The 26,855-nt window shown below is 72.4% G+C and carries 23 protein-coding genes; 7 read left to right on the top strand and 16 right to left on the bottom strand.

What is annotated here, in order from left to right:
* Positions 1 to 39: 39 nt before the first annotated feature.
* The 5 genes from OG371_RS21350 to OG371_RS21330 are packed head-to-tail and all read right to left on the bottom strand — an operon-like array spanning position 40 to position 5,455.
* Positions 40 to 1,332 (bottom strand): DUF58 domain-containing protein, encoded by a 1,293-nt coding sequence (locus tag OG371_RS21350; RefSeq protein ID WP_329071844.1) that lies wholly within the window; start codon positions 1,330 to 1,332, stop codon positions 40 to 42.
* A gap of 4 nt (positions 1,333 to 1,336) precedes the next feature.
* Positions 1,337 to 2,311 (bottom strand): AAA family ATPase, encoded by a 975-nt coding sequence (locus tag OG371_RS21345; RefSeq protein WP_329071842.1) that lies wholly within the window; start codon positions 2,309 to 2,311, stop codon positions 1,337 to 1,339.
* The gene (locus tag OG371_RS21340) at positions 2,308 to 3,447 is read right to left on the bottom strand and encodes a DUF4350 domain-containing protein (RefSeq protein ID WP_329071840.1); all 1,140 of its coding nucleotides are present in this window, start codon (positions 3,445 to 3,447) and stop codon (positions 2,308 to 2,310) included. The genes OG371_RS21345 and OG371_RS21340 overlap by 4 nt, the downstream gene beginning before the upstream one ends.
* The gene (locus OG371_RS21335; protein ID WP_329071838.1) at positions 3,444 to 4,079 is read right to left on the bottom strand and encodes a DUF4129 domain-containing protein; all 636 of its coding nucleotides are present in this window, start codon (positions 4,077 to 4,079) and stop codon (positions 3,444 to 3,446) included. The genes OG371_RS21340 and OG371_RS21335 overlap by 4 nt, the downstream gene beginning before the upstream one ends.
* Positions 4,073 to 5,455 carry a hypothetical protein gene (locus OG371_RS21330; protein ID WP_329071836.1) on the bottom strand — a complete coding sequence of 461 codons (1,383 nt, stop codon included), beginning with the start codon at positions 5,453 to 5,455 and terminating at the stop codon, positions 4,073 to 4,075. The genes OG371_RS21335 and OG371_RS21330 overlap by 7 nt, the downstream gene beginning before the upstream one ends.
* Before the next feature lie 200 nt (positions 5,456 to 5,655).
* Here OG371_RS21330 and OG371_RS21325 point away from each other — a divergent pair, with 200 nt between their 5' ends.
* Positions 5,656 to 6,882 carry a neutral zinc metallopeptidase gene (locus OG371_RS21325; RefSeq protein WP_442876130.1) on the top strand — a complete coding sequence of 409 codons (1,227 nt, stop codon included), beginning with the start codon at positions 5,656 to 5,658 and terminating at the stop codon, positions 6,880 to 6,882.
* Between the two features lie 149 nt (positions 6,883 to 7,031).
* On the opposite strand, the gene OG371_RS21320 is transcribed toward OG371_RS21325, so the two are convergent.
* Both OG371_RS21320 and OG371_RS21315 read right to left on the bottom strand, forming a co-directional pair.
* The gene (locus OG371_RS21320) at positions 7,032 to 7,502 is read right to left on the bottom strand and encodes a hypothetical protein (protein WP_329071834.1); all 471 of its coding nucleotides are present in this window, start codon (positions 7,500 to 7,502) and stop codon (positions 7,032 to 7,034) included.
* 83 nt (positions 7,503 to 7,585) lie between these two features.
* On the bottom strand, positions 7,586 to 8,668 hold the full coding sequence (locus tag OG371_RS21315) for a potassium channel family protein (RefSeq protein ID WP_329071832.1): 1,083 nt from the start codon (positions 8,666 to 8,668) through the stop codon (positions 7,586 to 7,588).
* 95 nt (positions 8,669 to 8,763) lie between these two features.
* On the opposite strand from OG371_RS21315, the gene OG371_RS21310 reads away from it, so the two are divergent.
* Positions 8,764 to 9,147: a DoxX family protein gene (locus OG371_RS21310; protein WP_329071830.1), complete on the top strand. Its 384-nt coding sequence runs from the start codon at positions 8,764 to 8,766 to the stop codon at positions 9,145 to 9,147.
* Between the two features lie 27 nt (positions 9,148 to 9,174).
* On the opposite strand, the gene OG371_RS21305 is transcribed toward OG371_RS21310, so the two are convergent.
* From OG371_RS21305 to OG371_RS21295, 3 genes are read right to left on the bottom strand one after another with little or no spacing between them, the layout of a single operon-like run.
* Complete coding sequence (locus OG371_RS21305; RefSeq protein WP_329071827.1) at positions 9,175 to 9,525, bottom strand: VOC family protein; 351 nt, start codon at positions 9,523 to 9,525, stop codon at positions 9,175 to 9,177.
* Between the two features lie 22 nt (positions 9,526 to 9,547).
* Positions 9,548 to 12,964, bottom strand: coding sequence for an ATP-dependent helicase (locus OG371_RS21300; RefSeq protein WP_329071825.1), 3,417 nt, complete (start codon positions 12,962 to 12,964; stop codon positions 9,548 to 9,550).
* Positions 12,961 to 16,134: an ATP-dependent helicase gene (locus OG371_RS21295; RefSeq protein WP_329073237.1), complete on the bottom strand. Its 3,174-nt coding sequence runs from the start codon at positions 16,132 to 16,134 to the stop codon at positions 12,961 to 12,963. The genes OG371_RS21300 and OG371_RS21295 overlap by 4 nt, the downstream gene beginning before the upstream one ends.
* Positions 16,135 to 16,305: 171 nt before the next feature.
* Between OG371_RS21295 and OG371_RS21290 the strand changes: the two genes are divergently transcribed.
* From OG371_RS21290 to OG371_RS21280, 3 genes are all read left to right on the top strand, one after another.
* Positions 16,306 to 16,635 carry an MGMT family protein gene (locus OG371_RS21290; RefSeq protein ID WP_329071822.1) on the top strand — a complete coding sequence of 110 codons (330 nt, stop codon included), beginning with the start codon at positions 16,306 to 16,308 and terminating at the stop codon, positions 16,633 to 16,635.
* 111 nt (positions 16,636 to 16,746) lie between these two features.
* On the top strand, positions 16,747 to 17,568 hold the full coding sequence (locus OG371_RS21285) for a siderophore-interacting protein (protein ID WP_329071819.1): 822 nt from the start codon (positions 16,747 to 16,749) through the stop codon (positions 17,566 to 17,568).
* A gap of 57 nt (positions 17,569 to 17,625) precedes the next feature.
* Entirely contained in the window at positions 17,626 to 18,099 is a 474-nt protein-coding gene (locus OG371_RS21280; RefSeq protein ID WP_329071817.1) for a hypothetical protein, read from the top strand.
* A 3-nt stretch (positions 18,100 to 18,102) separates the two neighbouring features.
* Here OG371_RS21280 and OG371_RS21275 read toward each other — a convergent pair whose 3' ends face one another.
* Entirely contained in the window at positions 18,103 to 18,918 is an 816-nt protein-coding gene (locus OG371_RS21275) for a uroporphyrinogen-III synthase (protein WP_329071815.1), read from the bottom strand.
* On the bottom strand, positions 18,911 to 19,888 hold the full coding sequence (locus OG371_RS21270; protein ID WP_329071813.1) for a helix-turn-helix transcriptional regulator: 978 nt from the start codon (positions 19,886 to 19,888) through the stop codon (positions 18,911 to 18,913). Before OG371_RS21270 ends, OG371_RS21275 begins: the two co-directional genes overlap by 8 nt.
* Before the next feature lie 62 nt (positions 19,889 to 19,950).
* Here OG371_RS21270 and OG371_RS21265 point away from each other — a divergent pair, with 62 nt between their 5' ends.
* Together OG371_RS21265 and OG371_RS21260 are read left to right on the top strand one after the other, a co-directional pair.
* Positions 19,951 to 20,346 (top strand): DUF3224 domain-containing protein, encoded by a 396-nt coding sequence (locus tag OG371_RS21265; RefSeq protein ID WP_329071811.1) that lies wholly within the window; start codon positions 19,951 to 19,953, stop codon positions 20,344 to 20,346.
* A 16-nt stretch (positions 20,347 to 20,362) separates the two neighbouring features.
* On the top strand, positions 20,363 to 21,481 hold the full coding sequence (locus OG371_RS21260) for a winged helix DNA-binding domain-containing protein (protein WP_329071809.1): 1,119 nt from the start codon (positions 20,363 to 20,365) through the stop codon (positions 21,479 to 21,481).
* Between the two features lie 42 nt (positions 21,482 to 21,523).
* Here OG371_RS21260 and OG371_RS21255 read toward each other — a convergent pair whose 3' ends face one another.
* From OG371_RS21255 to OG371_RS21240, 4 genes are read right to left on the bottom strand one after another with little or no spacing between them, the layout of a single operon-like run.
* Positions 21,524 to 22,627, bottom strand: coding sequence for a uroporphyrinogen-III synthase (locus tag OG371_RS21255; protein ID WP_329071807.1), 1,104 nt, complete (start codon positions 22,625 to 22,627; stop codon positions 21,524 to 21,526).
* Entirely contained in the window at positions 22,624 to 22,965 is a 342-nt protein-coding gene (gene nirD, locus OG371_RS21250; protein WP_329071805.1) for a nitrite reductase small subunit NirD, read from the bottom strand. The genes OG371_RS21255 and nirD overlap by 4 nt, the downstream gene beginning before the upstream one ends.
* Complete coding sequence (nirB, locus tag OG371_RS21245; RefSeq protein ID WP_329071803.1) at positions 22,962 to 25,466, bottom strand: nitrite reductase large subunit NirB; 2,505 nt, start codon at positions 25,464 to 25,466, stop codon at positions 22,962 to 22,964. Before nirB ends, nirD begins: the two co-directional genes overlap by 4 nt.
* Positions 25,466 to 26,815, bottom strand: a complete 1,350-nt coding sequence (locus OG371_RS21240) for a nitrate/nitrite transporter (protein WP_329071801.1) — start codon at positions 26,813 to 26,815, stop codon at positions 25,466 to 25,468. Before OG371_RS21240 ends, nirB begins: the two co-directional genes overlap by 1 nt.
* Positions 26,816 to 26,855 lie beyond the last annotated feature (40 nt).

Below are 26,855 nucleotides of genomic sequence, written 5' to 3'. Positions count from 1 at the left end.
CGGTTCTAACCGTCATAGGCACTCACGAGCCCTTGCGCCTCACAACCGCCCCGCCGCCTTCAACGCCAAGTACCGGTCAGCCAACGCCGGAGGCAACTCCTCCGGCACAGCATCCACAACCGCCACCCCACGCCGACCCAGCCGAGCCACCGCCGACGCACGCTCGGCCATCGCCCGCTCCGCCGCGGCCGCGTCGTAAACCGCCTCAGCGTCGCCGCGGCCACGCGCCATCTCAGCCACCCGCGGGTCCGCCACCGACGCGACGATCACCTCGTGCCGCGAGGTCAGCGAGCCCAGCACCGGGAACAAACCCTCCTCCAACGGCGCCGCGTCGAGACCGGTCAACAACACCACCAGCGCCCGTCGCCGGGTGCGGCGCAGGATTTCCGCGACCATGCCGCGCGCGTCCGTCTCCACCAGCGAAGGCTCCAACGGCGCCATCGCGTTCACCAGGGAAGGCAGCAGCGCAGTCGCCGAAGAGCCCTGCACCGCGGCGCGCAGACGACGGTCGTAAGCCAGCAGGTCCACTCGGTCACCCGCGCGGGAAGCCAGCGCAGCCAGCAAAAGCGCCGCGTCCATCGCCGCGTCGAGCCGGGGGGCGTCGCCGACGCGGCCGGCCGAGACGCGGCCCGTGTCGAGGACCAGGACGAGGTGGCGGTCGCGCTCCGGGCGCCAGGTCCGCACCATCACGTCGGCCGCGCGGGCCGAGGCGCGCCAGTCGATCGAGCGCACGTCGTCGCCGATCACGTATTCGCGCAGGGAGTCGAATTCCGTGCCCTGGCCGCGGATCATCACCGCGTTGCGCCCGTCGAGCTGCTGCAGCCGGGCGAGCCGCGACGGCAGGTGCTTGCGGCTGTGGAACGGCGGCAGCACCCGCACCGACCACGGCACCTCGTGCGAGCCCTGCCGCGCCGCCAGACCCAACGGCCCCACCGCGCGCACGGTCACGCGCACCGCGGGCCGGTCGCCGCGGCGCGTCGGCAGCAGGCGCGTGGTGAATGCGCGCCGCTCCCCCGACGGGACGGCGATCCGGTGCCGGTCTTCGGCCGCGGCGCTCGGCGGCCACGCGTCACGCAGCAGCCCGCGCACCGCGCGCCGCCCGGGATTGGTGACGGTCAGCGTCACCTCGGCCGGTTCGCCCAGGCGCACGGAAGTCGTTCCAGTGCGCGAAAACCGCAGCGCGCGCACGCTGCCCGCGAGCACCAGGTCCACCACCACCAGCACCAGCAGCACCAGGAGCACGGCCGCCACGCCCACACCGGACGGGGCCAGCAGCCCGACCACCAGCGCGCCCAGCAGGGCCAGCAGCCCGAGCCGCCCGGTCAGCGCCATCGGCTCAGCGCGGCACCGGCACGGAGGCCAGCACCCGGTCGAGGACGCCGTCCGCGGTCACGCCTTCCAGCTCGGCTTCCGGCCGCACGCCCAGCCGGTGCCGCAACGCCGGGCGGGCCAGCGCCTTGACGTCGTCCGGGGTCGCGTAGTCGCGCCCGGCGAGCCAAGCCCACGCGCGGGTCACGGCGAGCAAAGCCGTTGCGCCACGCGGGGAAACGCCCAGCTGCACCGAAGGCAGCTCACGCGTCGCGCGGCACAGGTCCACGACGTAGCCGATCACCTCGGGCCCAACGGTCACCCGCGCGACCGCCTGCCGCGCGGCCGTCAGGTGCGCCGCGCCGGCCACCGGCCGGATGCCCGCGGCCGCGAGGTCACGCGGGTCGAAGCCCTGCGCGTGCCGCCACAGGATGCCGATCTCGTCCTCCCGCGACGGCGCGGGCATGGTCAGCTTGAGCAGGAACCGGTCCAGCTGCGCCTCGGGCAGCGGGTAGGTGCCCTCGTACTCCACCGGGTTCTGCGTCGCCACCACCACGAACGGGTCCGGCAGCGGGTGCGAGCGGCCGTCGATCGAGACCTGCCGCTCCTCCATCGCCTCCAGCAGCGAGGACTGTGTTTTCGGCGGGGTCCGGTTGATCTCGTCGGCCAGCAGCAGGTTGGTGAACACCGGGCCCTGGCGGAAGGAGAACTCGCCGCTGTGCGCGTCGTACACAATGGACCCGGTGACGTCGCCCGGCATCAGGTCCGGGGTGAACTGCACGCGGGTGGTCTTCAGGTCCAGCGACGCCGCCAAAGCCCGTACCAGCAACGTTTTCGCGACGCCGGGCACGCCTTCGAGCAGCACGTGCCCACGGCAGAGCAGCGCCAGGATGAGCCCGGTGACGGCCGCGTCGTTGCCAACCACGGCCTTGCCGACCTCGGCGCGCAGGGCGATCAGCGCCGCCCGCGCGTCTACCGGCGCCTGCGTCTGTTCGGTACTCAAGACCGCTCCACCTCTCGTTCCACCCTGTCCAGTTCGTCCGCCAGCCGCACCAAACCGGCTTCATCGACCGGCGGCGGCCCGTGCAGCACCGCGCCGATCTCGGCCGGCGCGCGTCCGGCGCGCGTGCTCACCGTCTCCGCCAGCGACGCCGGATCGGCGTCACCCGGCAGGCCGAGCCTCGACCGCAGCCGCGCGCGGGCGGCCTCCCGCAACGTCTCAGCGGCGTGCCCGGTCGCGCCGCCCCGCCGGTACAGCCGCGCGCGCCCCTCGGCCGTCTCAGCCGCGCGCACGACGATCGGCAGCGGCTCGCGCACCACCGGCCCGAGCCGCCTCGCCCGCCACAAAGCCAGCAGCGCCACGGCGATCCCGGCCATCACCGCGCCGTACCGCCAGCCCGCGGGAATGAGTTCGAAAAACGGCTTCTGGTGGCCTTCCAGCGCGGGATCCGCGGGCGAGGGCAGGTACCAGACGAGCCGTCCGTGGTCGCCCAGCACTCGCATGGAAAGCGCCGCGTTGCCCTCGTCGGCAAGCCGCTCGTTGGTCAACGGCGCGGAGGTGCCGAGCACGGTGACGGTGCCCGTGCGGTCGGCGACCTGCACGAACGTCGGGTCTTCACCGTCGCGGTAACAGGACCGCGCGGACGGGTCCGTGGTGCGGTACCGCACGCCGCCGAGCGACGCCGAACCCGCGGCGACGGCCGAGCCGACCGTGCAATCCGGCTGCAGCGTCTGCACATCGCCGCTGCCCCCGGCGGTGACGGTGGGCAGCACCGCGCGCAGCGCTTCGGGCCCCGGCGCGATCAGCACGAGGTGCGCGACGCGGCGGCGCAGCTCGGCAAGTCCGTTGCCAGGCACCAAATCCGGCGCGCTGACCAGCAGGGTGCCGCCGTCGACCTGGTGCAGGGCCTCGTCGATGGTGTGCGCCGGATGGACGTCCACACCCTGGCGGCCGAGCAGCTGGGCGAGCGCACGGCTGCCGCCCGGCTCGTAGGACCCGGGCTCCAGCTGGCCACTCGTCTGATCGCCGCGGCTGAGCACCAGCACCAGGCCGGTCAGCACGATGAGCAACAGCAACGCCAGCGGAATCCTTACGCCGCGCCAAATCCGGCGTAAATCAGGCGAGACCGAGGTGCTCACGCGCCCACCAGAGCCGGCCGCTCACGGCGGACGCGGTTGTCGAGATCGGTCAGCGCGCGGTAGCCGTCCTCGGTGCCGGGGCGGCCGCCGTAGTGCACGTCGTCGAACAGCCGGGCGCCGGCGGTGAGGTCGGCGGTCAGGTTCGGCAGCAGCGCGCCCGCTTCGGCGGCGGCCTCGTCGGCGGTCCGGCCGGAGCGGCTGTCGAGCAGCGCGCGTTCCTCCAGACCCCGGACGAGCGCGCGGAAGCGTTCACGCACGGCGTCGGCGAACTGTCCTTGCGCCGCAGCCTCTTCGGCGGCGCGGCGGTACTCGTCGGCGGAACGGCGACGACCCGCGAAAACCTGCTTGGCCGCCTGCCCGGCGCGGCCGACCTTGCCGACGCGCAGCCGTACCACCACGACCAGCACGATCAGCAGCACCAGGACCAGCAGCACACCCAGCGGACCGCCGGGCACGCCGGACAGCGAGTTGAGCAGCTTGTCGAAAACCTCGCCCAGCCAGTGGGCCAGCCGTTCCAGCAGGCTCGGCTCGGCGGCCCGGTAGCCGGGGTCGGTCAGCTCCTGGGCCGCTTGCACGCGGGCGGGGTCCCGGTCGATGTCGACCGGGACGTCGGTGAGCCGGAACGTCACCACGCCGGCTGCGGCGGCGCCTGCGGGTTGATCCCCGCCGCCCGCGCCAGCTCGATGTCCATGCCCTCACGCCGCATCCGCTGGTCGATGTAGAGCACCACGGTGACCAGCGCGGTGAACGGTGTGACGATCGTCGCCGCGATCACCGAGCCCACCGACTGCAGGACCAGCCCGCCGGTGCTCTGCTGCGGCACCCCGGCCTGCGGGTCGAACAGCCCGGAGAACGCGCCCGAGCCGAGGCTGAACGGCACGCCGATGATCGTGGTGATCAGCCAGCCGATCAGCGTAGCCAGCAGCAGGATGCCCAGCACCCGCCAGAACGAGCCGGACACCAGCCGGCGCGAGCGCGCGAACGACTGGCGGATCGTGCCGCGCTCCAGCACCAGCGCCGGGCCGGCGAGCGCCCAGAACACGTACGGGATCACCGCCGGCAGCAGGCAGAAGATCGCCGCGACCATGGTGGCCAGCGTGTACAGCAAGGTCAGGGCCAGCAGCGGCAGCAGCCGCGGGCCGGCTTCGCGCATCGCCGTGCGGAAGTCGACCGGACGGCCGAGCACGGCCTTGCCCATCACCACGGTCAGGAAGCCGGTGAGGAAGGTCTGGCCGAGGATCGTGATGATCAGCGTCGGGATCAGCGTGAGCAGGGTGCTGCCGAGCAGGTTGTAGACCGCGTCGAGCTGCTCCTGCTGGGTCGCGCCGGGGCCGAGGGCGGTCACCCGCGTGACGTCCGGCAGCAGCGTCAGCGAGATCACCAGGTTCAGCGCCGCCACGACCACCGCGACGACCGCCGAAACCCCCAGCACCAGCAACGGGTAGCGGCGGATCGCGGTGATGGAGCCGTCGAGGATGTCGCCGATGTTGAGCGGACGCAACGCGATCACGCCCGGTTTGCCGAGTCCCTGCGGGTTCCAGCCACCGCCGGGACGGCCGTACGCGCCACCGGGGTACTGCGGCATCGGCGGCTGGCCGGGCGACTGCCACTGCTGGCCCGGCGCGCTGCTTTGGGCGCCGAACGACGGCGGGGCCGACGGCGGCACCGGGGTGTTCCCGGACGGCGGGGCCTGCTGCGGGAGACCCGAGGCCGGGGTCTTGGCGTCGTCGCCGGTCTCGGCGCTCGCGCCGGAAGCCGCCGCAGCGCTCGTGGCGGAAGTCGCCGCTTCAGCGCTCGCGCCCGACGACGAGGTCGCGCTGCCGGGCGTCACCTCCGGCGCCGGACCGGAGCCGTCGCCCGCCGCGCCCTGCTGCGGCGTGACCGGGGCCGGGCCGCCGGTTTCGGACGGGGAGGACGCGGCGGGCACTTCGGGCCTCGGGAAGCCTTGGCTCGGGGTGGGCGTTTCGCCGTCCGCACCGGGCCCGGGCGAGCCGGGTGTGTCTGTCATCGAAACCCCTAGTCCTCACGACCCGTCACCAACTGCCGCTCACTCTTCCAGAGCCCCCCAAACCCGGCCAGACCTGGGGTGACGACCGGGACGGGTGACCAGTCTCGGCAAGTGCTGGGGAAGCGGCCCGTTCCCCCGATATGCTGAACGGAAGCCGGGGGCCGCCCGGCTTCCCGCCGAGACCCACCGGGACTGTCCTGATGACGCAACCGCCCTACGGCCCAGTGCCGCCTCGCGGGACCGTTCAACCGCCTCCGGTACCGGGCCAGGGGCCGGTCCAGCCGCCTCAGGGGCCGCCGTACCAGGGCCGGCAGTACTCCGGTCAGCAGCCGTACGCCGGTCAGCAGTACCCGGGCCAGCCGTACCAGGGCGCCCCGCAGGGACAGCCCGGCTCGTACAACCAGGGCCCGCCCCCGCAGGGGCCGTGGGGTCAGCAGCAGCACAACTTCCCGCCGCCGAAGCGGCGCTCGACCGGCCTGATCATCGGACTGTGCCTCGGCGCGGTGGTCGTGCTGGTGCTGGGCGTGGTGGGGATCGTCGCGCTGAACGGGTCCGGCTCCGGCGTCACCAACGCCGGCTACCAGAACACCCCGACGCCCGCGCCGAGCAGCCCGTTCGAGCTGCCGCCGAACAACGGCTCGTCGACCCCCTCGTCCGAGCCGTCGACCTCGGACGCGCCCAGCAGCGCGCCGAGCTCGACCGGCCCGCAGAAGATCCTGAAGCTCGCCGATCACCCGATCCTCCAGGACCCGAACGCGGGCCTGCAGAACCGCGTCTGCAACCTGCCGCCGTGGGTGAGCACGCAGGACGGCGCCGAGGCGTTCTTCACCGCGGCCAGCAAGTGCCTGGACGCCGCGTGGGGCCCGTTCCTCCAGGCCTACAACCTGCCGTTCACCTCGCCCGCGCTGCACTTCCCGACCGGGCCGAGCTTCGAGACCGAGTGCGGCACCATCCAGGTCGGCATCGCGACCGCCGCGTACTACTGCGAGAACAACCTGTACGTGCCGTTCAAGGGCCTGCAGACCGACCAGTACGGCAACAACCCGGGCGTCTACCTGGCGCTGTTCGCGCACGAGTACGGCCACCACGTGCAGGAGGTCGCCGGGATCATGGACGCCGCGTGGCAGAAGATCTACGCGGCCGGCCAGAACAGCCCGGACGGCCTGGACATGTCGCGCCGCAAGGAGCTGCAGGCCCAGTGCTTCTCGGGCATGTTCCTCGGCGCGCACGTCGACCAGGGCGGCACCGTCACCCGCGACATGTACAACAAGGCCTGGAACGACCAGGAAACCCGCGGCGACAACACCTCGCACAGCCACGACCACGGCACCAACGCCCACTACGCGCAGTGGTGGCGGGCCGGCGCGCGCAGCAACCGGATCGCCGACTGCAACACCTTCGCGGCCCCGGCCTCCGAAGTCAGCTGAGCGACGCCGCCCCGCTCGCTCGCCCGCCCGCGCCCGCCCCGGCCTCCGGCCCAAACGCCCCAATGCCACATTGGGTGCGTTGAACGCAACCAACGCCACATTGGGGCGCAACCGAACCGGCCGGGCAGCCGGGCGAGCGAGCGGGCAGGTCAGCTGAGCAGGGCCAGCCGGCCGGGTCCCTTGATCACCAGGAACGCGTACATCCCGCCCGCGAAGCAGGCGAAAACCAGCAGCACCAGCGCGATCGGGCCGCGCAGGTCCTGGGCGCCGGCCGAGGTGTCGGACGCGCGGAGGGTGATCGGGCCGTCGGCGGGGGCGTCCGAGGGGACGCCGACCTCGACGTGGTCGCCCTGGGCGTGACCGCAGGCGTTCAACGTGCCCTCGCGCGGCTTGCCGCCGAGGGTGAACTTGACCGTCTCCACCGGGTTCGCGGCCGAGCAGGCCGCCGGCTTGGTGACCTCCGCCGGGGTGGGCACTCCCCCGTCGTTGACGGTGATGCCGAACAGGCCGGGCCCGGCGAACCAGGCCAGCACGACCACGAGCACACCGGCGGCCGTGGGGATGCCCACCTGCAGCCACCGCTGCAGGGAGGTCTTTCTCGCCGGGTCGGAAGACAGCACGCCGCCATGGTTCCAGATACCCCGGGCAAAACCCAGTGAAGGTGACGCCTGGCCCCGGGTGACCCCGCGCGGGCCTGCGGACCTTAGCGTTCGACCTTGTCGGACTGGGTGACCTTCTTGACGTACAGCAGCCTGTCGCCGGGCTCGATGGCGTCGGACTGCGGGGCGTCCACGCGGTAGAGCACGCCGTCGCGGACCACGCCGAGCACGATGTCCGGCAGGTGCCGCGGCGAGCCGCCCTCCTCGGACGGCTCCACCGCGCGCTCCGCGATGGCCAGGCCCGATTCCGGTGTCAGCAGGTCTTCGACCATGTCCACCACCAGCGGGGTGGACGTGGCCAGGCCGAGCAGCCGTCCCGCGGTCTCGCTGGACACCACCACCTGGCTGGCCCCGGACTGCTTGAGCAGGTGGACGTTCTCCGCCTCCCGCACCGACGCCACGATGTGCGACTTCGGCGCCAGTTCACGCGCGGTCAGCGTGACGAGCACGGCGGTGTCGTCACGGTTCGGCGCGACCACCACGGCCCGCGCGTGCTGCACGCCCGCCACCCGCAGCACGTCCGCGCGGGTCGCGGAGCCGTGCACGGTGACCAGGCCGAGGGCGCTCGCCGCGTCCAGCGCCTGCTGGTCGGTGTCGACCACCACGATCCGGCTCGGCTGGACCTCCTCGTCGCCGAGCAGCGCGTTGACGGCCGACCGGCCCTTGGTGCCGAACCCGACGACGACGGTGTGGTCGCGCACCTTCGTCCTCCACTTCTGGATCTTGAATGCCTGCCGGGAGCGCTCGGTGAGCACTTCCAGCGTGGTGCCGACGAGGACGATGAGGAACAGCACCCGCAGCGGGGTGATGATCACGATGTTGACCAGCCGCGCCGTCGCCGAGGCCGGCGCGATGTCGCCGTAGCCGGTGGTCGAAAGCGAGACGGTGGAGTAGTAGATGGCGTCCAGGAACGAGACGCCGTCCCCGTTGACGTCGCGGTAGCCGCCGCGGTCGGCGTACACGATCAGCACCGTCGCCAGCAGCGCCAGCAGCGCGCCGATGACCCGCTTGACGATCGAGCGCATCGGGCTGACGGTCAGTTCCGGCATCCGGATCACGCCGACGAGCTCGTGATCGGGGCGGTCGTTCAGCCGGACGTTCAGCGGTAGCCGTTTGAGGGCCTTCATGCACCGGCTCCCCGCGGGTGTTCGGCGTCACTCACGTCGGGGAGCCTAGCTCAAGGTCACCCGCTGCACACCCGTCGCTGTGGCAGGGTGAGCACATGCCCGACTCCCGTGGTTCACAGCGGGCCGCCTACCTCCTCGCCGGCCTGCTCGCGACGTCCGGCGCCCTGCACTTCCTGCGCCCGAAGCCGTTCGACGCGCTGGTCCCGAAGGAGCTGCCGGGCTCGCGCCGCGCCTGGACGTACGGCTCAGGGGTCGCCGAGCTGGGCGTGGCGGCGAGCATCGTCGCTCCGCGCACCCGGCGGCTCGGCGGGCTCGCGGCGGCGCTGCTGTTCGTCGGGGTGTTCCCGGGCAACGTGAAGATGGCGCTCGACTGCCAGCGGCTCGGCCGCCCGGCCCGCGACCGCGCCATCGCCTGGCTGCGGCTGCCGGTGCAGTGGCCGCTGGTCCGGTGGGCGCTGACGGTCCGCGACCGCGGCTGAGCCCGAACTCGTTGTGGCTGGACGCCTTTACAGCTCCGTGGCGCGCTCGTGGCGGGGTTCGTACAGGCCCACCTCGCCGCCACCCGGCAGGCGCAACCTGGTCAGCCGTCCCCAGCCCGCGTTGGTGACCGGCTGCGTGAACTCGACGCCTTTCGCGCTCAAATCGGCCACGGTCGCGTCTACGTCGTCGCACATCAGGTAGAACTCGTGCGTCTCCGGGCCCTCCGCGGGATGCACCGCGACCTCGCTCGGCGGAAGCTTGAAGATCAGCCAGCCGCCGCCCGCGTCGACATGCGGGAACTCCAGCACGTCCCGGAAGAAGGCCCGGTCCGCTTCCGCGTCGCGGCTGTAGACGATGACGTGCCCACCATTGATCACGCCGCCAGGATAAGCCTGCGGGCTACTCCGAGGGCACGTTTCGCAGCAGGTCACGCAGGCCTTCCGCGTCCAGCAGGTCCGCCGGGCGCAGCGTGTGGCCGGGGCGGACGTAGTGGAACGCCGCGCGCACGCGTTCGACCGGCACGCCCTTGAGCGCCGCCCAGGCGAGCCGGTATGCGGCCAGCTGCACGGCGAGCGCGGGCAGCCGCTCGGCGGACGGCACGCCGCCGGTCTTCCAGTCGACCACAGTCCACCCGCCGTCGGCGTCGGCATACACGGCGTCCATCCGGCCGCGGACGGTGATGCCCTCGACGTCGGCCGAGAACGGGATCTCGACGGCCAGCGGTACGCGCTCGGCCCACTCGCTGCGTTCGAAGGCTTCCTGCAACTCCTCGAAGTCGCTGTCCGGGGCCTCGCCGAAGTCGGCGGCGCCGGGCAGGTCGTCGATCTCCAGCAGTCGGTCGCCGGAGAAGCGCTGCTCCAGCCAGCCGTGGAAGGCCGTGCCGCGGCGCGCGAAACTGTTGGGCGGCAACGGAAGCGGGCGACGCAGCCGTTGCGCGAGCCCGTCCGCGTCGGCCGCCAGCTCCACCAGCTGGCTCACCGACAGCTGCGACGGGAGCACCACGCGGTCCACGGTGGCCCGGGCCCGCGCGCGCTCGGCGAGCAGGACGTCGGTGTCCGAAGCCCAGCCGTCCGGGTCCTCCGGGTCGACCTCGTCGGAAGGGTCCTCTTCGGACTCTTCGAACGGTTCCTCGTCGGCGAAGGAGTCCTCGAATTCCTCTGGTTCTGGCGGCAGCGGCCACTCTTCATCCGAGTCCGCCGCCGTTTCAACCGGGGTTTCGACCTTCTCGACGGGAGCGGCCGGGTCCGGCTCCGGCGGCGCGGCGGCCATCTCCGCGAAGACCAGCTCCACCCCCGTCGACACCCCGGTCCGCCGGTCGCCCAGCGGGTCCAGCGGCCAGCGGCCGGTCCGGGAGTCCGCGACCAGCGGGTTCTCCTCGTCCGCGGCCGGCTCCTCGGCCCACGACGCGAGCGAGCCGATCGGCGGGTCGGCAGCGCGCAACACCTCCGCGATGTCGGTCAGGAACACCGAAGGCCCCTTGGGCCGGGTACTGCTCTCGTTCCACCAATGCCCGGAAACGATCAGCGCGCGCTCGGAGCGAGTCAGCGCGACATAACAGAGCCGCCGCTCCTCGTCGGCCTCCCGCTCGGCGAAGCCCTCCTCGTGCAGCTCAAGCGCTTCCTGGACTTCCTTGCGGTCAAAGCCTTCCGAGACGCGCAGCTCCGGCAGGTCCGCCGAGTCGCCGCGCAGGATCGCGGGCAGCGCCGTCGAGGTCCGCAGCCAGGAGGACGAGCGCCGTTTGCTCGGGAACACGTCGGCCACCAGGTGCGGAACGGCGACGACCTCCCACTCCAGCCCCTTCGCCGAGTGGACGGTGAGCACCTGCACGCGGTCCGGCGCCACCTCGACCTCGCCGGGCGTCAGGCCGTCCTCCGCGTGCGCGGCCGTGTTCAGGTAGTCCACAAAGGACAGCAGGGTGGCGGTCGGCGCCGTCTCCGCGTAGTCGGTGACGACCTCGGCGAACGCGTCCAGGTGCGCCCGCCCCGCCGAGCCCGGCCGGGCCAGCGACTCGACGTCCAGCAGCAGCGTCCGCTCGACGTCGGCCACCAGCTCGGGCAGCGACTGGTCCAGCCGCCGTCGCAAGGCCGCCAGCTCGGCACCGACGCGCCGGATCCGCCGATACCCGTCCTCGGAGTAACGCTCGGGTGAGCCCGGTTCGTCGACGGCGTCGATCAGACCCGCCTGCTCGGCGCGTTCCATGACCAGCGTCGGCTCTTCGCCGGAACCGGAGCCACCGGACGGCACCGGCGACGAAAGCTCATTGGCCCGCCGCCACAACGCCGCGAGGTCCGCCGCCGCGAGCCGCCAGCGCGCACCGGTCAGCAGCCGGGCGGCGGCGCTGCCCGCGAGCGGGTCGGCCAGCACCCGGAGCGTGCTGACCAGGTCGGCGACCTCCGGCTCGTCCAGCAGCCCGCCGAGGCCGACGACCTCCACGGGCAGCCCGCGCATCCGCAGCTCGCTCGCGATCGGCGCCATGTCCGCGCGGCGGCGCACCAGCACCGCGGCCGTCGGCGGCTTGCCGGACTCCTCTTTTTCCGCGAACCAGCGGCGGGCCAGCGCGTCCGCGACCCACTCGCGTTCGGCGCGCACGTCCGGCTGCAGCGAGACGGCGATGTCCGCCGGCCCGGCGCCCTCGCGTGCCCGCAGCCGTTCCACGCCCAGCCCGCGCGCCCGTAGCGGCTCGGCCACGGCGTTGGCCAGCTCCAGGATCTCGGGCGGGTTCCGGAAGCTGGTCAGCAGCCCGAATTCGTGCGCGGGCTCCAGTCTTTCCCCGCTGTGCCGGGGAAAGTCCGTGGTGAACCGCGGCAGGTTGGCCGCGCTCGCCCCGCGCCAGCCGTAGATCGCCTGCGCCGGGTCGCCGACCGCGGTGACCGGCATCGGCTGGTGCCCACCGCCGCCGAACAACGACCGCAGCAGCACGCGCTGGGCGTGGCCGGTGTCCTGGTACTCGTCGAGCAGCACGGCGCCGTACCGCTCCCGCTCGCCGGTCACCACCGCCGGGTAGTGGTCGGCGAGCTGCGCCGCCAGGGACATCTGGTCGGCGAAGTCGAGCGCGCCTTCGGCCCGTTTACGCCGGTGGTACGCCTCGACGAGCGGCAGCAGCTCGAGACGGAACCGTTGCGCCGCCATGACTTCCATGAGCTTCACCGGCAGCGAGGCCCGCTGGCCCTTCGCGCGCGGCGCGTTCTCGATCACCTCGCACAGCCACGAGGTGTACTCGCCCAGCCGCTCGGTGGACACCAGGTGCTCGCCCAGCTCCCCGGCCAGCGCGAGCAGCTGCGCGGTGACCGAGGAGGGCACCCGGTCGGTCTCCAGGTCGTTGTCCCATGTAGACACAACCCGATGGGCCAGCTGCCACGAGGACGTCTCCGAAAGCAGCCGCACGCCGGGCTGCACCGGCAGCCGCAGCCCGTGCTCGCTCAGCAGGCGGCCCGCGTACGCGTGGTAGGTCAGCACCGTCGGCTCACCGGCGACGACGGTGGCGCGCAGCCCGCCCGTCGGGTCGAGCCGTTCCAGCAGCCCGGACCCGGCCAGCCGCCGCAGCCGCGCCCGCACGCGCTCGCCGAGCTGCCGCGCGGCCTTGCGCGTGAACGTCAGGCCCAGCACGCGTTCCGGGCTGACGATCCCGTTGGTCACCAGCCAGACCACCCGCGCGGCCATCGTCTCGGTCTTGCCCGCGCCGGCGCCCGCGACCACCAGCGACGGCTCCACCGGCGACGCGATCACGGTCGCCTGCTCCGGCGTCGGACGGTGCAGGCCCAGCGCGTCGGCGATTTCCGCCGGCTCCACCGGGTTCGCAATAAGCAATGGGCTCACGGTCCGGTCACCTGCCGGCCCTCCGGGCGCAGCGGGCAGCAGCCGCGCGCCGGGCAGCGGTCGCAGTCCGGGTTCTCGCTGGCCTGGTAGTCCGGCCCGGCCGCGGCGTTCGCCGCCGAGCGCACCAGCTCGAGCCACTGCTTGCCGCCGTCCTCGTCGAGCGGCAGCTGGTCGCGCTGGGTCGAGCCGGTCTGCTTGTTGGACTTCGCGACGTACACCAGCCGCGCGCCGCCGGGCGTGTTCTTGCCTTCGATCGCGCCGAGCAGCACAGCCAGCTGGTACGCGGCGAGCTGCGGGTGCTGCTCGGCGTCGGCGGCGGACACGGGCACCTTGCCGGTCTTGATGTCGACGATCACCGGCCGGCCGTCCTTGTCCAGCTCGACCCGGTCGACGCGCCCGCGCAGCATCACCCGCACCTCGTCGTCGCCCATCGGCAGCTCGACCTCGATGTCCTGCTCGACCCCGGCCTCGATCAGCTCCCGGCGGCTGGTCTCCAGCCAGGTGACGAAGTTGCGCAGCATCTTCTCCACCCGGCCGCGCTCGCGGCGGGAGAACCACGGGGCGCCGGCGTCCACGCGCACCCACGCGTCGTCGAGCGCCGCCTGGATCTGGTCCTCGGTGCTGCCGCCCGCGACGGCCTGCGCGAGGCCGTGCACCAGCGTGCCGGTGACGGCGGCGAGCTGCGCCGGGTCGCTGCCGCCGTGGCGCTCGATCAGCCAGCGCAGCGGGCACTTCACCAGGATTTCCACTGTGGACGGTGAGATCCGCATCAGGTCGCCGGGCCCGTGCACCGGCCGGTCGGTGGACGGCGGCAGCAGGCCGTACCAGGTGCTCGGGTGCGCGCCGGGCACCCCGGCGTTCGCCAGCCGCGCCAGCTGCTTGGCCGCGCGGGCCCGGCGGCCGGGTTCCGACTTGTCGTCGCAGACCACCTCGCGCAGCTCGCCGACCAGCTCGGCCAGCACCAGCGAGCGGCCGGCCGGCTTCATCCGCGAGTCGAGCGCGCCGTCGTCGGCGCCGTTCTCCTCCAGGTCGTCGAGGAAGCGCGAGGGCTGCTCGTCCTCCCCCGCGACCGCGGTGACCAGCAGCGTCCGGCGCGCGCGGCTGGCGGCCAGGTAGAACAGCCGCCGCTCCTCGGCGAGGATCGGCGCGATGGCGGAGACCTTGTCGTTGTCGTCCACTCCGGACAGCAGGTCGACGAGCCGTTCCACGCCCAGCAGGGATCCGCGCAACCGCAGGTCCGGCCACGCGCCCTCCTGCACACCGGCGACCGCGACCACTGTCCACTCGCGACCGGCCGAGGCGTGCGCGGTGAGCAGCGAGACGCCGTCGCCCGGGATCGCGGCGGGCGCGAGCGTGTCACCCGCGATGTTCTGTGAGGACAGGTAGTCGGCGAACGCCGCGACGCTCGCCCGCGGCAGCCGGTCGACATACCGACCGGCCGAGTCGAACAGCGCGACCACGGCGTCGAGGTCGCGGTCGGCCTGCGCGCCCAGCGAACCGCCGCGCTCGACCATGCGCAGCAACCGTTCCTGCAGACCGCTGGCCTGCCACAGCTCCCACAGCACCTGCTCGACGCCGTCGCCGCGTTGCACCGCCTGGTTCGTGACGCTCAGCAGCGAGCCGACCCGGCGTACGGGCAGCGCCTCCGCGTCGGCGAGCCCGGCCAGGATGTCGCCGCCGCGCAAGGCTTCCACGAGCAGTTCGTCGCTGGAGCGCTGCCCGCCGCCGGCCAGCTCCAGCCGGCGTAGGCCGCGTCGCAGCCGCCGCAGCGCCAGCGGGTCCGCACCGCCGAGCGCGGACGAGAGCAGCATTTCGGCGAGGTCGACGTCCAGCAGCTCCGGCTCGGCGGCGATCCGCAGCACGGCCAGCAAGGGCCGCACGGCGGAGTGCCGGGCCAGCGGCAGCTCCTCGGTCGCCGAGCCGATCGGCACCCCCGCGGCACGCAGAGCCCGTTGCAGCACCAGGAAAGTCCGCGCGGGCGAGCGCACCAGCACGGCCATCTCGGTCCACGGCACCCCGTCGACGAGGTGGGCGCGGCGGAGCTGGTCGGCGATCCAGCTGGCCTCCGCGGCCGGCGTCGGCATCAGCCGCACGCGCACCTTGCCACCGCGTTTTCCTTGCGGTGTCACGAGTTTCCGATGCTGGGACGCACCGGGCAGCGTGGCGCCGAGCCTGTTCACGGCCTCGCGCACGGTCGGGGCGAGCCGGTGCGAGGTGGTCAACATGACCGTCCGGTCCCCGTCGGTGTCCGCGTCGGCGAAAAGGCTCGGGTCGGCGCCGCGGAAGGAGAACACGGACTGGTCCGGGTCCCCGGCCACCACGAACTCGGCCGCGGTGTGCCCGATCAGCCGGATCAGCTGGCTCTGCAGCGGGTCGAGGTGGTGCGCGTCGTCGACGAACAAGTGCCGCACGCGGGCGCGCTCACGGTCTCGCAGCTCGTCGTCGTCCTCAAGCGCGAGCAGCGCGGACGTGACCAGCTCGGCCGCGTCGAGCGCCGGCGCGCTGCGGACGCCGAGCGCGTTGCCGCCCACTCCCTGCAGCTGCGTGACCTCCTCGTACTGCGCCCAGAACCGCCCGGCGGCCACCCACTCCTCACGGTCCTTGCGGCCTCCCAGCTCTTCGAGGTCTTCGGGGCCGAGGCCGCGTTCGGCCGCGCGCATCAGCAGGTCGCGCAGCTCCTCGGCGAACCCGGGCACGACCAGCGCCGGGCGCAGCTGCTCGGGCCAGTCGAGCGCGCCCGATTCCAGGTCTCCTTCGAGCAGCTCGCGCACGACGACGTCCTGCTCGGCGCCGGCCAGCAGGCGGGGCGCGGGCAGCTCTTCGGCGCGCGCCTCCAGGCGTAGCAGGGAGAACGCGTACGAGTGCACTGTGCGCACCAGCGGTTCACTCACCGTGCGCGGCAACGGCGACGCCTGGTCGGGGTCGGCGGTGAGGCGCCGGGTGATGTCGGCCCGCAGCGTGTCCGCGGCCTTACGCGAAGTGGTCAGCACGAGCACGCTCTCGGGGTCCGCGCCGTCGGCGATGCGCCGCGCCGCCGCGGAAGCGAGCAGCGAGGTCTTCCCGGTGCCCGGCCCGCCGAGCACCCGCACGAAACCGGCCGGGGCCGAGAGGACCTTTCGCGCGCCCGCGTCCCAGGTGAACGAAGGCGCGCCGACGACCGGCGGGCGCACCAGCCGCGCCTGCCCCTGCGCCGTTCTCCGCCCGTTCACACCAGCGATGGAACCACGCCGACCGACCGGGGTGGCGCACCGGCACGCACTTGGCGGTCCGGTGCGGCACGGTGTTGTCCGACAGAGCGCCGGTGTGGTGCGGCAAAGTGCGATCCGACAGAGTGCGTGGTCATGGACGACGAACTGCACGAGCGGATCCGCGCGGTCATCGCCGACGTGCCCGCGGGGACCGTCGCGACATACGGGGACATCGCGACGCTGTCGGGCGCGCCCTCGCCCCGGCTGGTCGGCCGGGTCCTCGCCGAAGACGGCCACGACCTGCCGTGGCAACGGATCCTGCGCGCGAACGGCACCCCGGCGCCCCATCTGGCGCACGAGCAGCTGGAGCGCCTGCGCGGCGAGGGCGTGCTCGCCGACGGTCAGCGCGTCGACCTGCGCAAGTACCGCTGGCGCCCGGACGGTGTGGTCGAGGAGGACGGCCCGGACGGGTTGTTTTGCTGATCTGACCGAAAGTAGGCGGATACGGTCTGCAACCGGCCCGCTCGCTGAGCCCTATGCGCGTAGCTGCCGTCAGATCAGCAACCGGACAGCAGAGTAGGTTAGCCTGGCCTAATGATTAGCTTGAACTACCACCGCGGCCGGGTCACCGCGGTCCGCCGGCTGACGCCGCGCATGGCCAGGATCACGTTCGCCGCGCCGAGCCTCGCCGCCGCCGGGCCGGTCGCGCCTGACGGCTACCTGAAGGTCTTCTTCCCGCTCCCCGGCGAAGCCGAGCCCCGGCTGCCGCCGCCGGTGAACGGCGAGGTGGCGTCCTGGTACCGCGGCAGCTACCTGGCGATGCCGGACGACGTGCGGCCGCCGATGCGCACGTACACCGTGCGCGCCGCCCGCCCCGGCACCGGCGAGGTGGACGTCGATTTCGTGCTGCACGAGGACGACGGCGGCCAGGCTTCCGGGTGGGCGGCGCAGGCCGGCGTGGGCGACGCGGTCGCGTTCCTCGGCCCCCACGGCCTGTACGACGTGCCGGCGGACACCGGCTGGCAGCTGCTGGTCGGTGACCTGACGGCGTTGCCCGCCATCGGCGCGATCCTCGAGTCGCTGCCGGCCTCGACGCGCGCGGTCGTGTACGTCGAGGTCCCGGATCGTCAGGAACGCCAAGCATTCGAGACGCGCGGCGCGGTCGAGCTGCACTGGATCATCAACAGCGGCCGCCGCCACGGCGAGGCCCTCCTGGACGCCGTCCGCGCCGCCGACCTCCCCGGCGGCGTGCCGTACGCCTGGGTTTCCGGCGAGGCGGGAGTGGTGAAGCAGGTCCGCCGTCACCTGGTGCGCGAGCGCGGCTTCGACAAGCGCGCGATCTGCTTCACCGGGTACTGGCGTCAAGGGATGAGCGAGGAAGCCGTGGGCCGCGCGAACGTGGCCGAGAGCGCCTGAGGATACTCTCGAATCGAGAGTGCATGGAGATCAGGAGTTCGGGGAATCCTCATGGGCATGGTGCAAGCGAAGCGGACCCATCTGCTGGGCCACCAGTACGAGGTCACCGACGACGGGCAGCAGCTGCCGGAACTGGTGCTGAAACGCGGGCGCGTCGAGGCCGAGTTCAGCCTCGACGGCACCGGCTACCGCGTGCGCCGGCACCGTTTCAGCGGCGTTTACGAGCTGCTCGCCGAGAACGACGAGGTCCTGGCGAGCACCGACCGCGTACGCCGCCACTGGACTCTGCACGCCTCGGGCCAGGACATCCGGTTCCGCGCGAACTCCTTGGGCAGCCGCGAGTATTCGATGCTCGCCCCGGACGGCAGCCCGACCGGCACCCTCCGCCGCGACGGCATGGGCGGCGCCGGGGCTACCGCCGACCTGCCCGGCCTCGCCACCGAACTCCAGCTGTTCGCCCTGGCCGCGGTCCTGCTGACCTGGCGCCGCAAGCGAACCGCGGCGAGCGCCCAGGCTGCGGCGAGCAGCTGAACCTCAGCTTTCCCGCCCCAGCCTCGTAACCAGCAACTTCACCAACGCCCCAAGACGCTGACGTTCCGGCTGCACAGTCCGGACGCCGGCGTCCTCCAAGGGCGCCGCAGTAACCGGCCCGACACAGGCGCACACCACGTCACCGCGCCGCAGAACCTCCAGCAGCTCAGCGCCACGGCCATACTCGCCGGCCAGCGCGAGGAAGTTCGTCGCCGCCGGGGCGCTGGTGAAGGCGATGGCCTCGACCTCGCCGGACAGCACGTCGTGGATCAGCGAGAAAACCGGCTTGGTGTTGGGCGGCGAGTGCCACCGGTAGGGCTGCACGGTGACCAGCGACGCGCCCGCGTCGGTGAGCAGCTTCGTGTACTCCGGCAGCGGCGTGCCGTGCAGCTGGATGGCGACGCGCGCGCCCGCGACCCCCGCGTCCACCAAGCTGCCGAACAGTTCCGCGTTGCTCTCCCCCGGCGCCGAGAACTCCTCGCGCAGCCCGGCGCCCCGCAGCGCGCCGACCGCTTTCGGGCCGCGCGCGAAGATCCGTGACGCGCTGAAGGCGTCCAGCAACGGCTGGCGCAAGCCCCAGCCCTCGGCCGCCGAGAGCCAGCCGCGGAAGCCCGCGCCGGTGGTCACGGCGGTGAAGTCGACCGGCTCGGCCAGCACCTCGCCCGTGCCGTCGCGCAACTGCGGGTCGTCGGGCAGATCGACGATGGTGATCGTGGGCGCGTGCCGGACCTCGGCGCCGGCCCTGGTCAGGGCCCCGATCAGGTCGTCGGCCCGCCGCTCGGCCGTGACCCCGATCCGGACCCCGTCCAGCTCACCCATACACCGCGCCCATCTCCTCGATCGCCTTCGCGAGCCGCGCCCGCAGGTCCGCCGGTTCGAGCACTTCCAGATGCGGCCCGAACCGCAGCAGCTCGCCGATCGCGGGCTCCCCCGACTCGACCGGCAGCTCCATGGTGAGCCAGCCGTCTTCGTCGGGTTCCGCGCCGCCGTCGACGGCCGAGCGCAGCGCCCGCGCGCCGACACTGCCCAAGTAGAACGGTACGAGAGCCTGCGCGCGCGACGAAAGCCGCACCTTCGCGGCCGTCGGATACATACGCTTTTCGAACTGCGCCGACCATTCCTGCCAGTACGCCGCGAGGTCGAAGTCCGGCGGCCGCTCGAACGGCTCGCCGAGATCCTCCAGCTCCTGGACGCGGGAAACGCGGTACGTGCGGTCGGCGCCGTCGCACCGGCCGGCGAGATACCAGTTGCCGCCCTTGAGGATCAGGCCCAGCGGCTCCAGCTCCCGCTCGACCACCTGACGGCCCCAGCGCTCGTACCGGATCCGGATGCGGTGCGCCGACCACACCGCGTCCGCGACGGCCGAAAGGTGCGGCAGGCTTTCGATGCCGCGGTGCCAGCCGGGCACGTCCAGGTAGAAGCGTTCGGCGACGCGTCCCGCGCGGCTGCGCAGCTCCTTCGGCAGCGCCGCGTGCAGCTTGAGCTGGGCCGCCGCGAGCACCGTGCCGAGCCCCAGCTCGGCGGCCGCCCCCGGCAGCCCGGCGAGCGAGAGGGACTGCGCCTCCTCCTCGGTCATCCCGGTCAGGCGCGTGCGATAACCGTCGACGAGCTGGTAGCCGCCGGTGCGGCCGCGGTCCGCGTACACCGGGACGCCGGACGCCGACAGCGCGTCGATGTCGCGGTACACGGTGCGCACGGACACCTCCAGCTCGGCCGCCAGCTCGTCGGCCGTCATCCGGCCGCGGTTCTGCAGCAGCAGGAGGACGGACAGGAGCCGGCTGGCGCGCATGATTCGAGTATGACCGAAATACCTGACACAAGTTGACAGGTATGGCTGATTGAGTGTCTTCCATGAGCACATTCACCATGAAGAACTGGGAAGAGCACCTGGCCAGCGGCGCCGAAGGGCAGCCGCGGGTGGCGTACGCGCACGCCACGATGGCGTACACCGGCGTGATCGAAGCCGAGTCGATCTGCGATTACCTGCTGTACTACGCGGGTGAGGGCTACGACGGCGGCGACACCACGTCGCCCGGCTACGAGCGCTTCGACGGCACCGTGGATGGCCGTCGCGGCACCTTTGTCGTGCGGCACGAGGTCGGCTTCGACCCGAAGGGCATCCAGTCGAAGTTCGAGGTCGTGCCCGGCTCCGCGACCGGGGAGCTGGCCGGGCTCACCGGCACGGGCTCGGTGGACGGCGTGATGGGTGAGCCGGCCATGTCCTACACCTTCGACTACCGGCTCTGAGCGAAAGGGGCCCGAAGTGCTCGACGTGTCACGCCAGCAGGTCATGGCGTACCGGATCGCCGAACACGGCCTGCACCGCGGCTCGGCGGACCCGCTCGAGCTGGCCGTGTTCGACCTCGGGCTCCAGGACAGCATGCGTGACACGGCGTTGCTCGGCCTCGCCGCGCGTTCGGCCGGGCCGGTGGTCCCCACGACGCTGGCCGAAGACCCCCGCCTGACGCTGGTGTGGTCGCACCGCGGCGCACCGCACTTCCACCGGCGCGCGGACCTGCCGGAGCTGGTCGCGTCGCTGGTCCCGCTGGACGAGGCGGACGCGCTGGCCCGGATGTTGTGGCAGCAGAAGGAACTACAGGCCACCGGACTGTCCGCAGTGGACGTTCTCTTCACCACCGCGCGGGCGCTGCGCAAGGTCGTGACGAAGACGATGTCCAAGGGCGCCGCGAGCACCGCGGTGACGAAGCTGCTGCCGGACTCGTTCTCGTACGCGTGCCGGGGCTGTCAGGCCACGCACGTCTACGAGCAGCTCATGCGGGTCGCCGCACTGCACGGCGGCCTCCGCCTGGAGGCCGACCAGTCCCCCGCGACGTTGGCACCGCTGGAGGACCGCGGACGGGTCTCGACGCGCCCGGACCCGGCCGCCGCGTCCCGCGTCCTGGAGCGGTACCTGCGCCTGAACGGCCCCGCGACCCAGGGCGACGCCGCCGGTTTCGCGGGCACGGCGAAGAGCGTGCTCAAGCAGACCTGGCCCGACGACCTGGTCGAGGTCCGGGTGGACGGCCGCCGCGCCTCCCTGCCCGCGGACCGGGTCGCCGCGCTGGAGAACCCGCCGTCGCCGTCGCTGGTCCGGCTGTTGCCGCCGTGGGACCCGTTCACGCAGGCGCGCGACAAGTCCGTGCTGGTCCCGGACAAGGCGTACGCCAAGGAGGTCTGGAAAATCCTCGGCAGCCCCGGCGCCCTGCTCGTCGACGGTGAGCTGCTGGGCACCTGGCGCGCGAAGGCGAGCGGCAAGCGGTTGACCCTGACGATCGCTCCGTTCACGCCGCTCCAGCGCGCGGACCGCACGGCCGCCGAGGACGAAGCGGCACGCGTGGCCACCGCACGCGGCTACGACACGCACACCGTGACCTGGGCTTAAAAGCTTGTGAGTGCCTATGACGGTTCTAACCGGCATAAACACTCACGAGTCCACCGCCAAGCGGTACCCGCGCTTCACCACCGTCTGCACCACCCCACCACCACCCAGCGACGTGCGCAGGCGCCCGATCGCCGTCTCCACCGCATGCTCCTCACCGCCACCAGGCAACGCCGAAGTCAGCTCACGCCGCGAGACGACCCGGCCCGGCGAACGGGCCAGCGCACGCAACAGCGCCATCGGAGCCGGGGCGACGTCACACCATTCACCGTCCACAATGGCCGCTTGGCCGCGTAGTTCGATAGCGTGCCCGGCGGCGCACAGCCGCGGCGAACGGGCAACCAGCGCTTCCGAAGTGGTCCGGGCCAGCGCGCCGATCCGGGACCGCTGCGGCTGCACCGTCGGCACGCCCAGCGCGGCGAGCGGCCCCGCCGTGATCGGGCCGACGCACGCGACCACCACCCGCGTCGACAGCGCGTCCACCAGCGCGGGCAGCCGCCCGGTCCGCCGCGCCATCGCCAGCGCGGACGCCACCGCCGGCGCGCTCGTGAACGGCAGCGCGTCCACGGCGCCGTCCAGCACCGCGTCCAGCAGCCGGTCCAACGGGCCCGGGTCCGCGGGGCCGACCCAGCGGTACACCGGGATCTCGATCACCTCCGCGCCGGCCTCGCGCAGGGTGTCCACAAAGTACGGCAGCGGCTCGCCGTGCAGCTGCACCGCGATCGACCGTCCGTCCACACCGGACTCCAGCAGGTGCTCCAGCACCTCGGCATTGCTCTCCGACGCCGGCGAGTAGTCCTCCGAAAGCCCGGCCGCCCGCAACGCGCCGGTCGCCTTCGGACCACGCGCCAGCAGGGACGAGCGGGAGAGGCACTCCAGCAGCGCCTCACCGAGCCCCCAGCCCTCGGCCGCCTCCACCCAGCCGCGGAAGCCGATGCCGGTAGTCGCCACGACCGCGTCCACAGAGGACTCCAACAGCCGCAGTGTCGCCGTGTGCAGTTCAGAGTCGTCGGCCAGCGGGACGATCCGGATCGCCGGCCCGTAGCGGATCTCCGCGCCCTTACGCACCAACAGCGCGCCGAGCTCCTCAGCCCGGCGCGCCGCGGTGATGCCGACCACAAACCCGGCCAGCGGCCGTACGTCCGTCACGACGACCCCACCTCGACCACACCCGAGCGCACCCGCACGGAGTACACCGTCACCTGAACGCCTTCGTGCTCCAGACAGCGTCCCGTGGCCAGCTCGAACCGGTCCTTGTACACCGGCGACGCGACCACCGGGATTCCCCCGGAGTCACCGACGATTCCACGCGAGAGCACCGCTGCCCCGCTGCACGGGTCCCAGTTGGACAGTGCGTGCCAGTTTGAACCGTCCACATGGAACACGGCCACCTGCTCGCCGTCCACCAGCGCCGCGACCCCGGAGAACTCCGGGACCGCCGAGGCCGGGCACACCGCGGTCCAGGTCCGCTCGATCGACACCGTCATCGCCTGACCTCCGGCACACCCAGCATCACGGGCACCTTCTGCGCGCGCTCCTCGCGGAACGAGATCGACGGGTCCGGCGTGCCCGGCGCGTTCACGAACGAGCTGAACCGCGCCAGCTTCTCCGGGTCCTCCAGCACCCCGCGCCATTCGTCGGTGTAACCCTCGACGTGTTTGGCCATCGCCGCGTCCAGGTCCTCGCAGATGCCGAGCCGGTCGTCCACGATCACCGCGCGCAGGTGGTCGAGGCCGCCGTCCATCTCCTCGATCCAGGGCGCCGTGCGCTGCAACCGGTCGGCCGTGCGCACGTAGAACATCAGGAACCGGTCGATCGTCCGGATCAGCGTCTCGGTGTCCACATCGGACACCAGAAGCTCGGCATGTCGCGGCGTGGCCCCGCCGTTGCCGCCGACGTACAGGTTCCAGCCGTGTTCCGTGGCGATCACGCCGAAGTCCTTGCTCCGCGCCTCCGCACACTCCCGCGCGCACCCGGACACGCCGGACTTGATCTTGTGCGGCGAGCGCAGCCCGCGGTAGCGCAGCTCCAACTCGATCGCCAGTGCCACACTGTCCTGCACGCCGTAGCGGCACCAGGTGGACCCGACACACGACTTGACCGTCCGCAACGCCTTGCCGTACGCGTGCCCGGACTCGAACCCGGCGTCCACCAGCCGCCGCCAGATCCCCGGCAGCTGGTCCACGGTCGCGCCGAGCAGGTCGATCCGCTGCCCGCCGGTGATCTTGGTGTACAGCCCGAAATCCTGCGCCACCTGGGCGATCACCATCAGCTTGTCCGGGGTGATCTCCCCGCCGGGGATCCGCGGCACCACGGAGTAGCTGCCGTTGCGCTGGATGTTGGCCAGGAACTTGTCGTTGGTGTCCTGCAGCGTGACCTGCTCGCCGCCGAGAATGTGCCCGTTGCCGAGCGTGGCCAGGATCGACGCGACGGCCGGCTTGCACACCGCGCAGCCCGTGCCCGTGCCGTACCGCGTGATGACCTCGCTGAACGTGGTCATGCGCGTGGCCCGGATGATCTCGAAGATCTCCGCCCGCGACTGTCCGAAGTGCTCACACAACGCCTTGGACTGCTCGACGCCACAAGCGTTCAGCAGTTTGCTCAGCATCGGCACACACGAGCCGCACGACGTGCCCGCGCGGGTGCACGCCTTCAGCTTGCCGACCGAATCGCAGCCGTCCGAGGTGATCGCCCGCGTCAGCGTGCCCTTGGAAACGCCGTTGCACGAACAGATCAACGCCTCGTCCGGCAGCGCGTCCACACCCACCGAAGCGGCCCCACCGGCCGGTGCCAGCAAGGCACCCGGCTCGGCCGGCAGCGGGCTGCCGACCAGTGCGCGCAGCGTGTTGTACTCCGCCGCGTCGCCGACCAGCACACCGCCGAGCAGCGTCTTGCCGTCGTCGGTGACCACGAGCTTCTTGTACGTGCCGGCCACCGCGTCGTTGACCGCGACCTCCAGCGCGCCCTCGGTGGCCGCGTGCGCGTCGCCGAAACTCGCGACGTCCACGCCCATCAGCTTGAGCTTGGTCGAGGTGTCCGGCACCGGGAACGTCGCGCTGCCACCGGTCAGCCCGGCCGCGACCACCTCCGCCATCGCGTACCCCGGCGCGACGATGCCGTACACCCGGTCCTCGACCGCCGCGCACTCGCCGATCGCGTACACCGCCGGGTCGCTGGTCCGGCAAGCCGAATCCACGAGCACGCCGCCGCGCCCGCCAACCTCCAGACCGGACTCGCGCGCCAGATCGTCGCGGGGCCGCACGCCCGCCGAGAACACGACGAGGTCCACGTCCAGCTCGGTCCCGTTGCCCAGCCTCGCCAGCAGCCGGGGACCGTCCGCCTCGATCACGTCCGTGGACGTTCCCGTGTGGACGGTCACGTCGAGCCGCGCGATCAGCCGACGCAGCAGCGCGCCGCCACCCTCGTCCACCTGCAACGGCATCAGCCGCGGCGCCATCTCGACCACGTGAGGCGACAGTCCCATGTCCCGCAACGCTTTCGCCGCCTCCAGCCCGAGCAGGCCACCGCCGATCACCACGGCGGAACGGCGTCCCCGGCCGGGCTGGGAAGCGGCCGCCCGGATGGCGTCGAGGTCTTCGATGGTCCGGTAGACGAACACGCCCGGCAGGTCCCGCCCCGGCACCGGCGGCACGAACGGCCGTGACCCGGTGGCCAGCACCAGCGCGTCGTACGGCTGGGTATGACCCGAAGCCGTGGTGACGGTCTTCGACGCCCGGTCCACCGACGTCACCGCGTCGCCCAGCCGCAGCTCGACCGCGTCGTCACCGGCGTAGTCGGAGCCGGGCAGGGCCAGCGCCGCCGGGTCCCACGTGTCCACATAGGACGTCAGCGCGACCCGGTCGTACGCCGGCCGCGGCTCCTCGGCGAGCACGACCACCCGCCACTGTCCGTCCGTATCCGCCGCGCGCACCGCCTCGACGAGCCGGTGCGCGACCATGCCGTGCCCGGCTACCACCAGCGTGCGCATCAGACCCCCGCCAGCGCCGGCTTCACCTGGGCCACCGGCTTGCGCAGGTAAACGGCCCAGGTGACGGCCACGCACACCGCGTAGAACACCAGGAACGCGACAAACGCGGGCACCCCGCTGTGCGCGTCGGCGAAGGACTGGCGGAAGGCGAGGTTGATGAACAGCCCGCCCAGCGCCCCGATCGCCCCGGCCAGCCCGATCAGCGCGCCGGACAGGCGGCGGGCCTTGAGCAGCTCGGCGGTCTCGTCGGCGCCCTCGTCGATGGCCGCGCGGGCTTTGGCGCGGAAGATCGCCGGGATCATCTTGTACGTCGAGCCGTTGCCGACCCCGGTCAGGATGAACAGGACGATGAACGCGACCGTGAACAGGGCCAGCGACCTCGCCGACGAGGCCAGGATCAGCACCGCCGTGGCCACCGCCATCGCGGCGAACGTGACGAAGGTGACCCGGCCGCCGCCGATCCGGTCGGACAGCCGTCCGCCGAGCGGGCGCGACAGCGAGCCGAGCAGCGGGCCCAGGAACGTCACCGCGGCGGCCTGCAGCGGCGTCCGGCCGAACTGGTTCTGCAGCACCAGCCCGAACGCGAAGCTGTACCCGATGAACGAGCCGAACGTGCCGACGTACAGCAGCGACATCACCCAGGTGTGGCCGTGCCGGACGACCTCGCGCATCGCTTTGGTGTCACCGCGGACGGTGGCGAGGTTGTCCATGAACAGCGCCGCGCAGCCGGCCGCGATCACGATCAGCGGAATGTAGATGTAGAGCACCAGCCGCGGTTGGGTCGCGCCGGCCACGGCGATCACCAGCAGCCCGACGAGCTGGATCACCGCCACGCCGAGGTTCCCGCCGCCGGCGTTGAGGCCGAGTGCCCAGCCCTTGAGCCGCTCGGGGTAGAAGGTGTTGATGTTGGTCATCGACGATGCGAAGTTGCCGCCGCCGACCCCGCCCAGCGCGGCCATCACCACAAACGTGCCGAGTGACGTGCCGGGATGCAGCACGATCGCGGTGAGCACCGTGGGGATCAGCAGCAGGGCCGCGCTGACGACCGTCCAATTGCGACCGCCGAACCGCGCCACGGCGAAGGTGTAGGGCAGCCGCATGAGCGCGCCGACCAGCGTCGGCGTGGACACCAGCAGGAACTTGTCCGCGGCCGAGAAGCCGTACGCCGGGCCCATGAACAGCACGACCACCGACCACAGGGTCCAGATCGAGAACCCGATGTGCTCGGCGAACACGGAGAACCACAGGTTGCGGGAGGCGATCTTCTTCCCGGTGGCCGCCCAGAAACCCTCGTCCTCGGGCTCCCAGCGCTCGATCCAGCGGGCGCCCCGGTGGGCCGTGGTGGTCATGGCGTCCTCCTCGTTGACGGTTCTTTCGTCGGCAGGGGCT

Source organism: Amycolatopsis sp. NBC_01480 (assembly GCF_036227205.1).
Classification (GTDB): Bacteria; Actinomycetota; Actinomycetes; order Mycobacteriales; family Pseudonocardiaceae; genus Amycolatopsis.
Note: the sequence above shows the minus strand (reverse complement) of the source record. Positions and strands in the feature narration are given on the sequence as shown.

Excerpts from the sequence above, each read along its gene's own strand:
- OG371_RS21265 (WP_329071811.1), top strand. The coding sequence starts at position 19,951 with ATGAGCACATTCACCATGAAGAACTGGGAAGAGCACCTGGCCAGCGGC.
- OG371_RS21275 (WP_329071815.1), bottom strand. The coding sequence starts at position 18,918 with ATGGGTGAGCTGGACGGGGTCCGGATCGGGGTCACGGCCGAGCGGCGG.
- OG371_RS21240 (WP_329071801.1), bottom strand. The coding sequence starts at position 26,815 with ATGACCACCACGGCCCACCGGGGCGCCCGCTGGATCGAGCGCTGGGAG.
- OG371_RS21290 (WP_329071822.1), top strand. The coding sequence starts at position 16,306 with ATGGACGACGAACTGCACGAGCGGATCCGCGCGGTCATCGCCGACGTG.
- nirB (WP_329071803.1), bottom strand. The coding sequence starts at position 25,466 with ATGCGCACGCTGGTGGTAGCCGGGCACGGCATGGTCGCGCACCGGCTC.
- OG371_RS21315 (WP_329071832.1), bottom strand. The coding sequence starts at position 8,668 with ATGAAGGCCCTCAAACGGCTACCGCTGAACGTCCGGCTGAACGACCGC.
- OG371_RS21325 (WP_442876130.1), top strand. The coding sequence starts at position 5,656 with ATGACGCAACCGCCCTACGGCCCAGTGCCGCCTCGCGGGACCGTTCAA.
- OG371_RS21310 (WP_329071830.1), top strand. The coding sequence starts at position 8,764 with ATGCCCGACTCCCGTGGTTCACAGCGGGCCGCCTACCTCCTCGCCGGC.
- OG371_RS21350 (WP_329071844.1), bottom strand. The coding sequence starts at position 1,332 with ATGGCGCTGACCGGGCGGCTCGGGCTGCTGGCCCTGCTGGGCGCGCTG.
- OG371_RS21330 (WP_329071836.1), bottom strand. The coding sequence starts at position 5,455 with ATGACAGACACACCCGGCTCGCCCGGGCCCGGTGCGGACGGCGAAACG.
- nirD (WP_329071805.1), bottom strand. The coding sequence starts at position 22,965 with ATGACGGTGTCGATCGAGCGGACCTGGACCGCGGTGTGCCCGGCCTCG.
- OG371_RS21280 (WP_329071817.1), top strand. The coding sequence starts at position 17,626 with ATGGTGCAAGCGAAGCGGACCCATCTGCTGGGCCACCAGTACGAGGTC.
- OG371_RS21270 (WP_329071813.1), bottom strand. The coding sequence starts at position 19,888 with ATGCGCGCCAGCCGGCTCCTGTCCGTCCTCCTGCTGCTGCAGAACCGC.
- OG371_RS21285 (WP_329071819.1), top strand. The coding sequence starts at position 16,747 with ATGATTAGCTTGAACTACCACCGCGGCCGGGTCACCGCGGTCCGCCGG.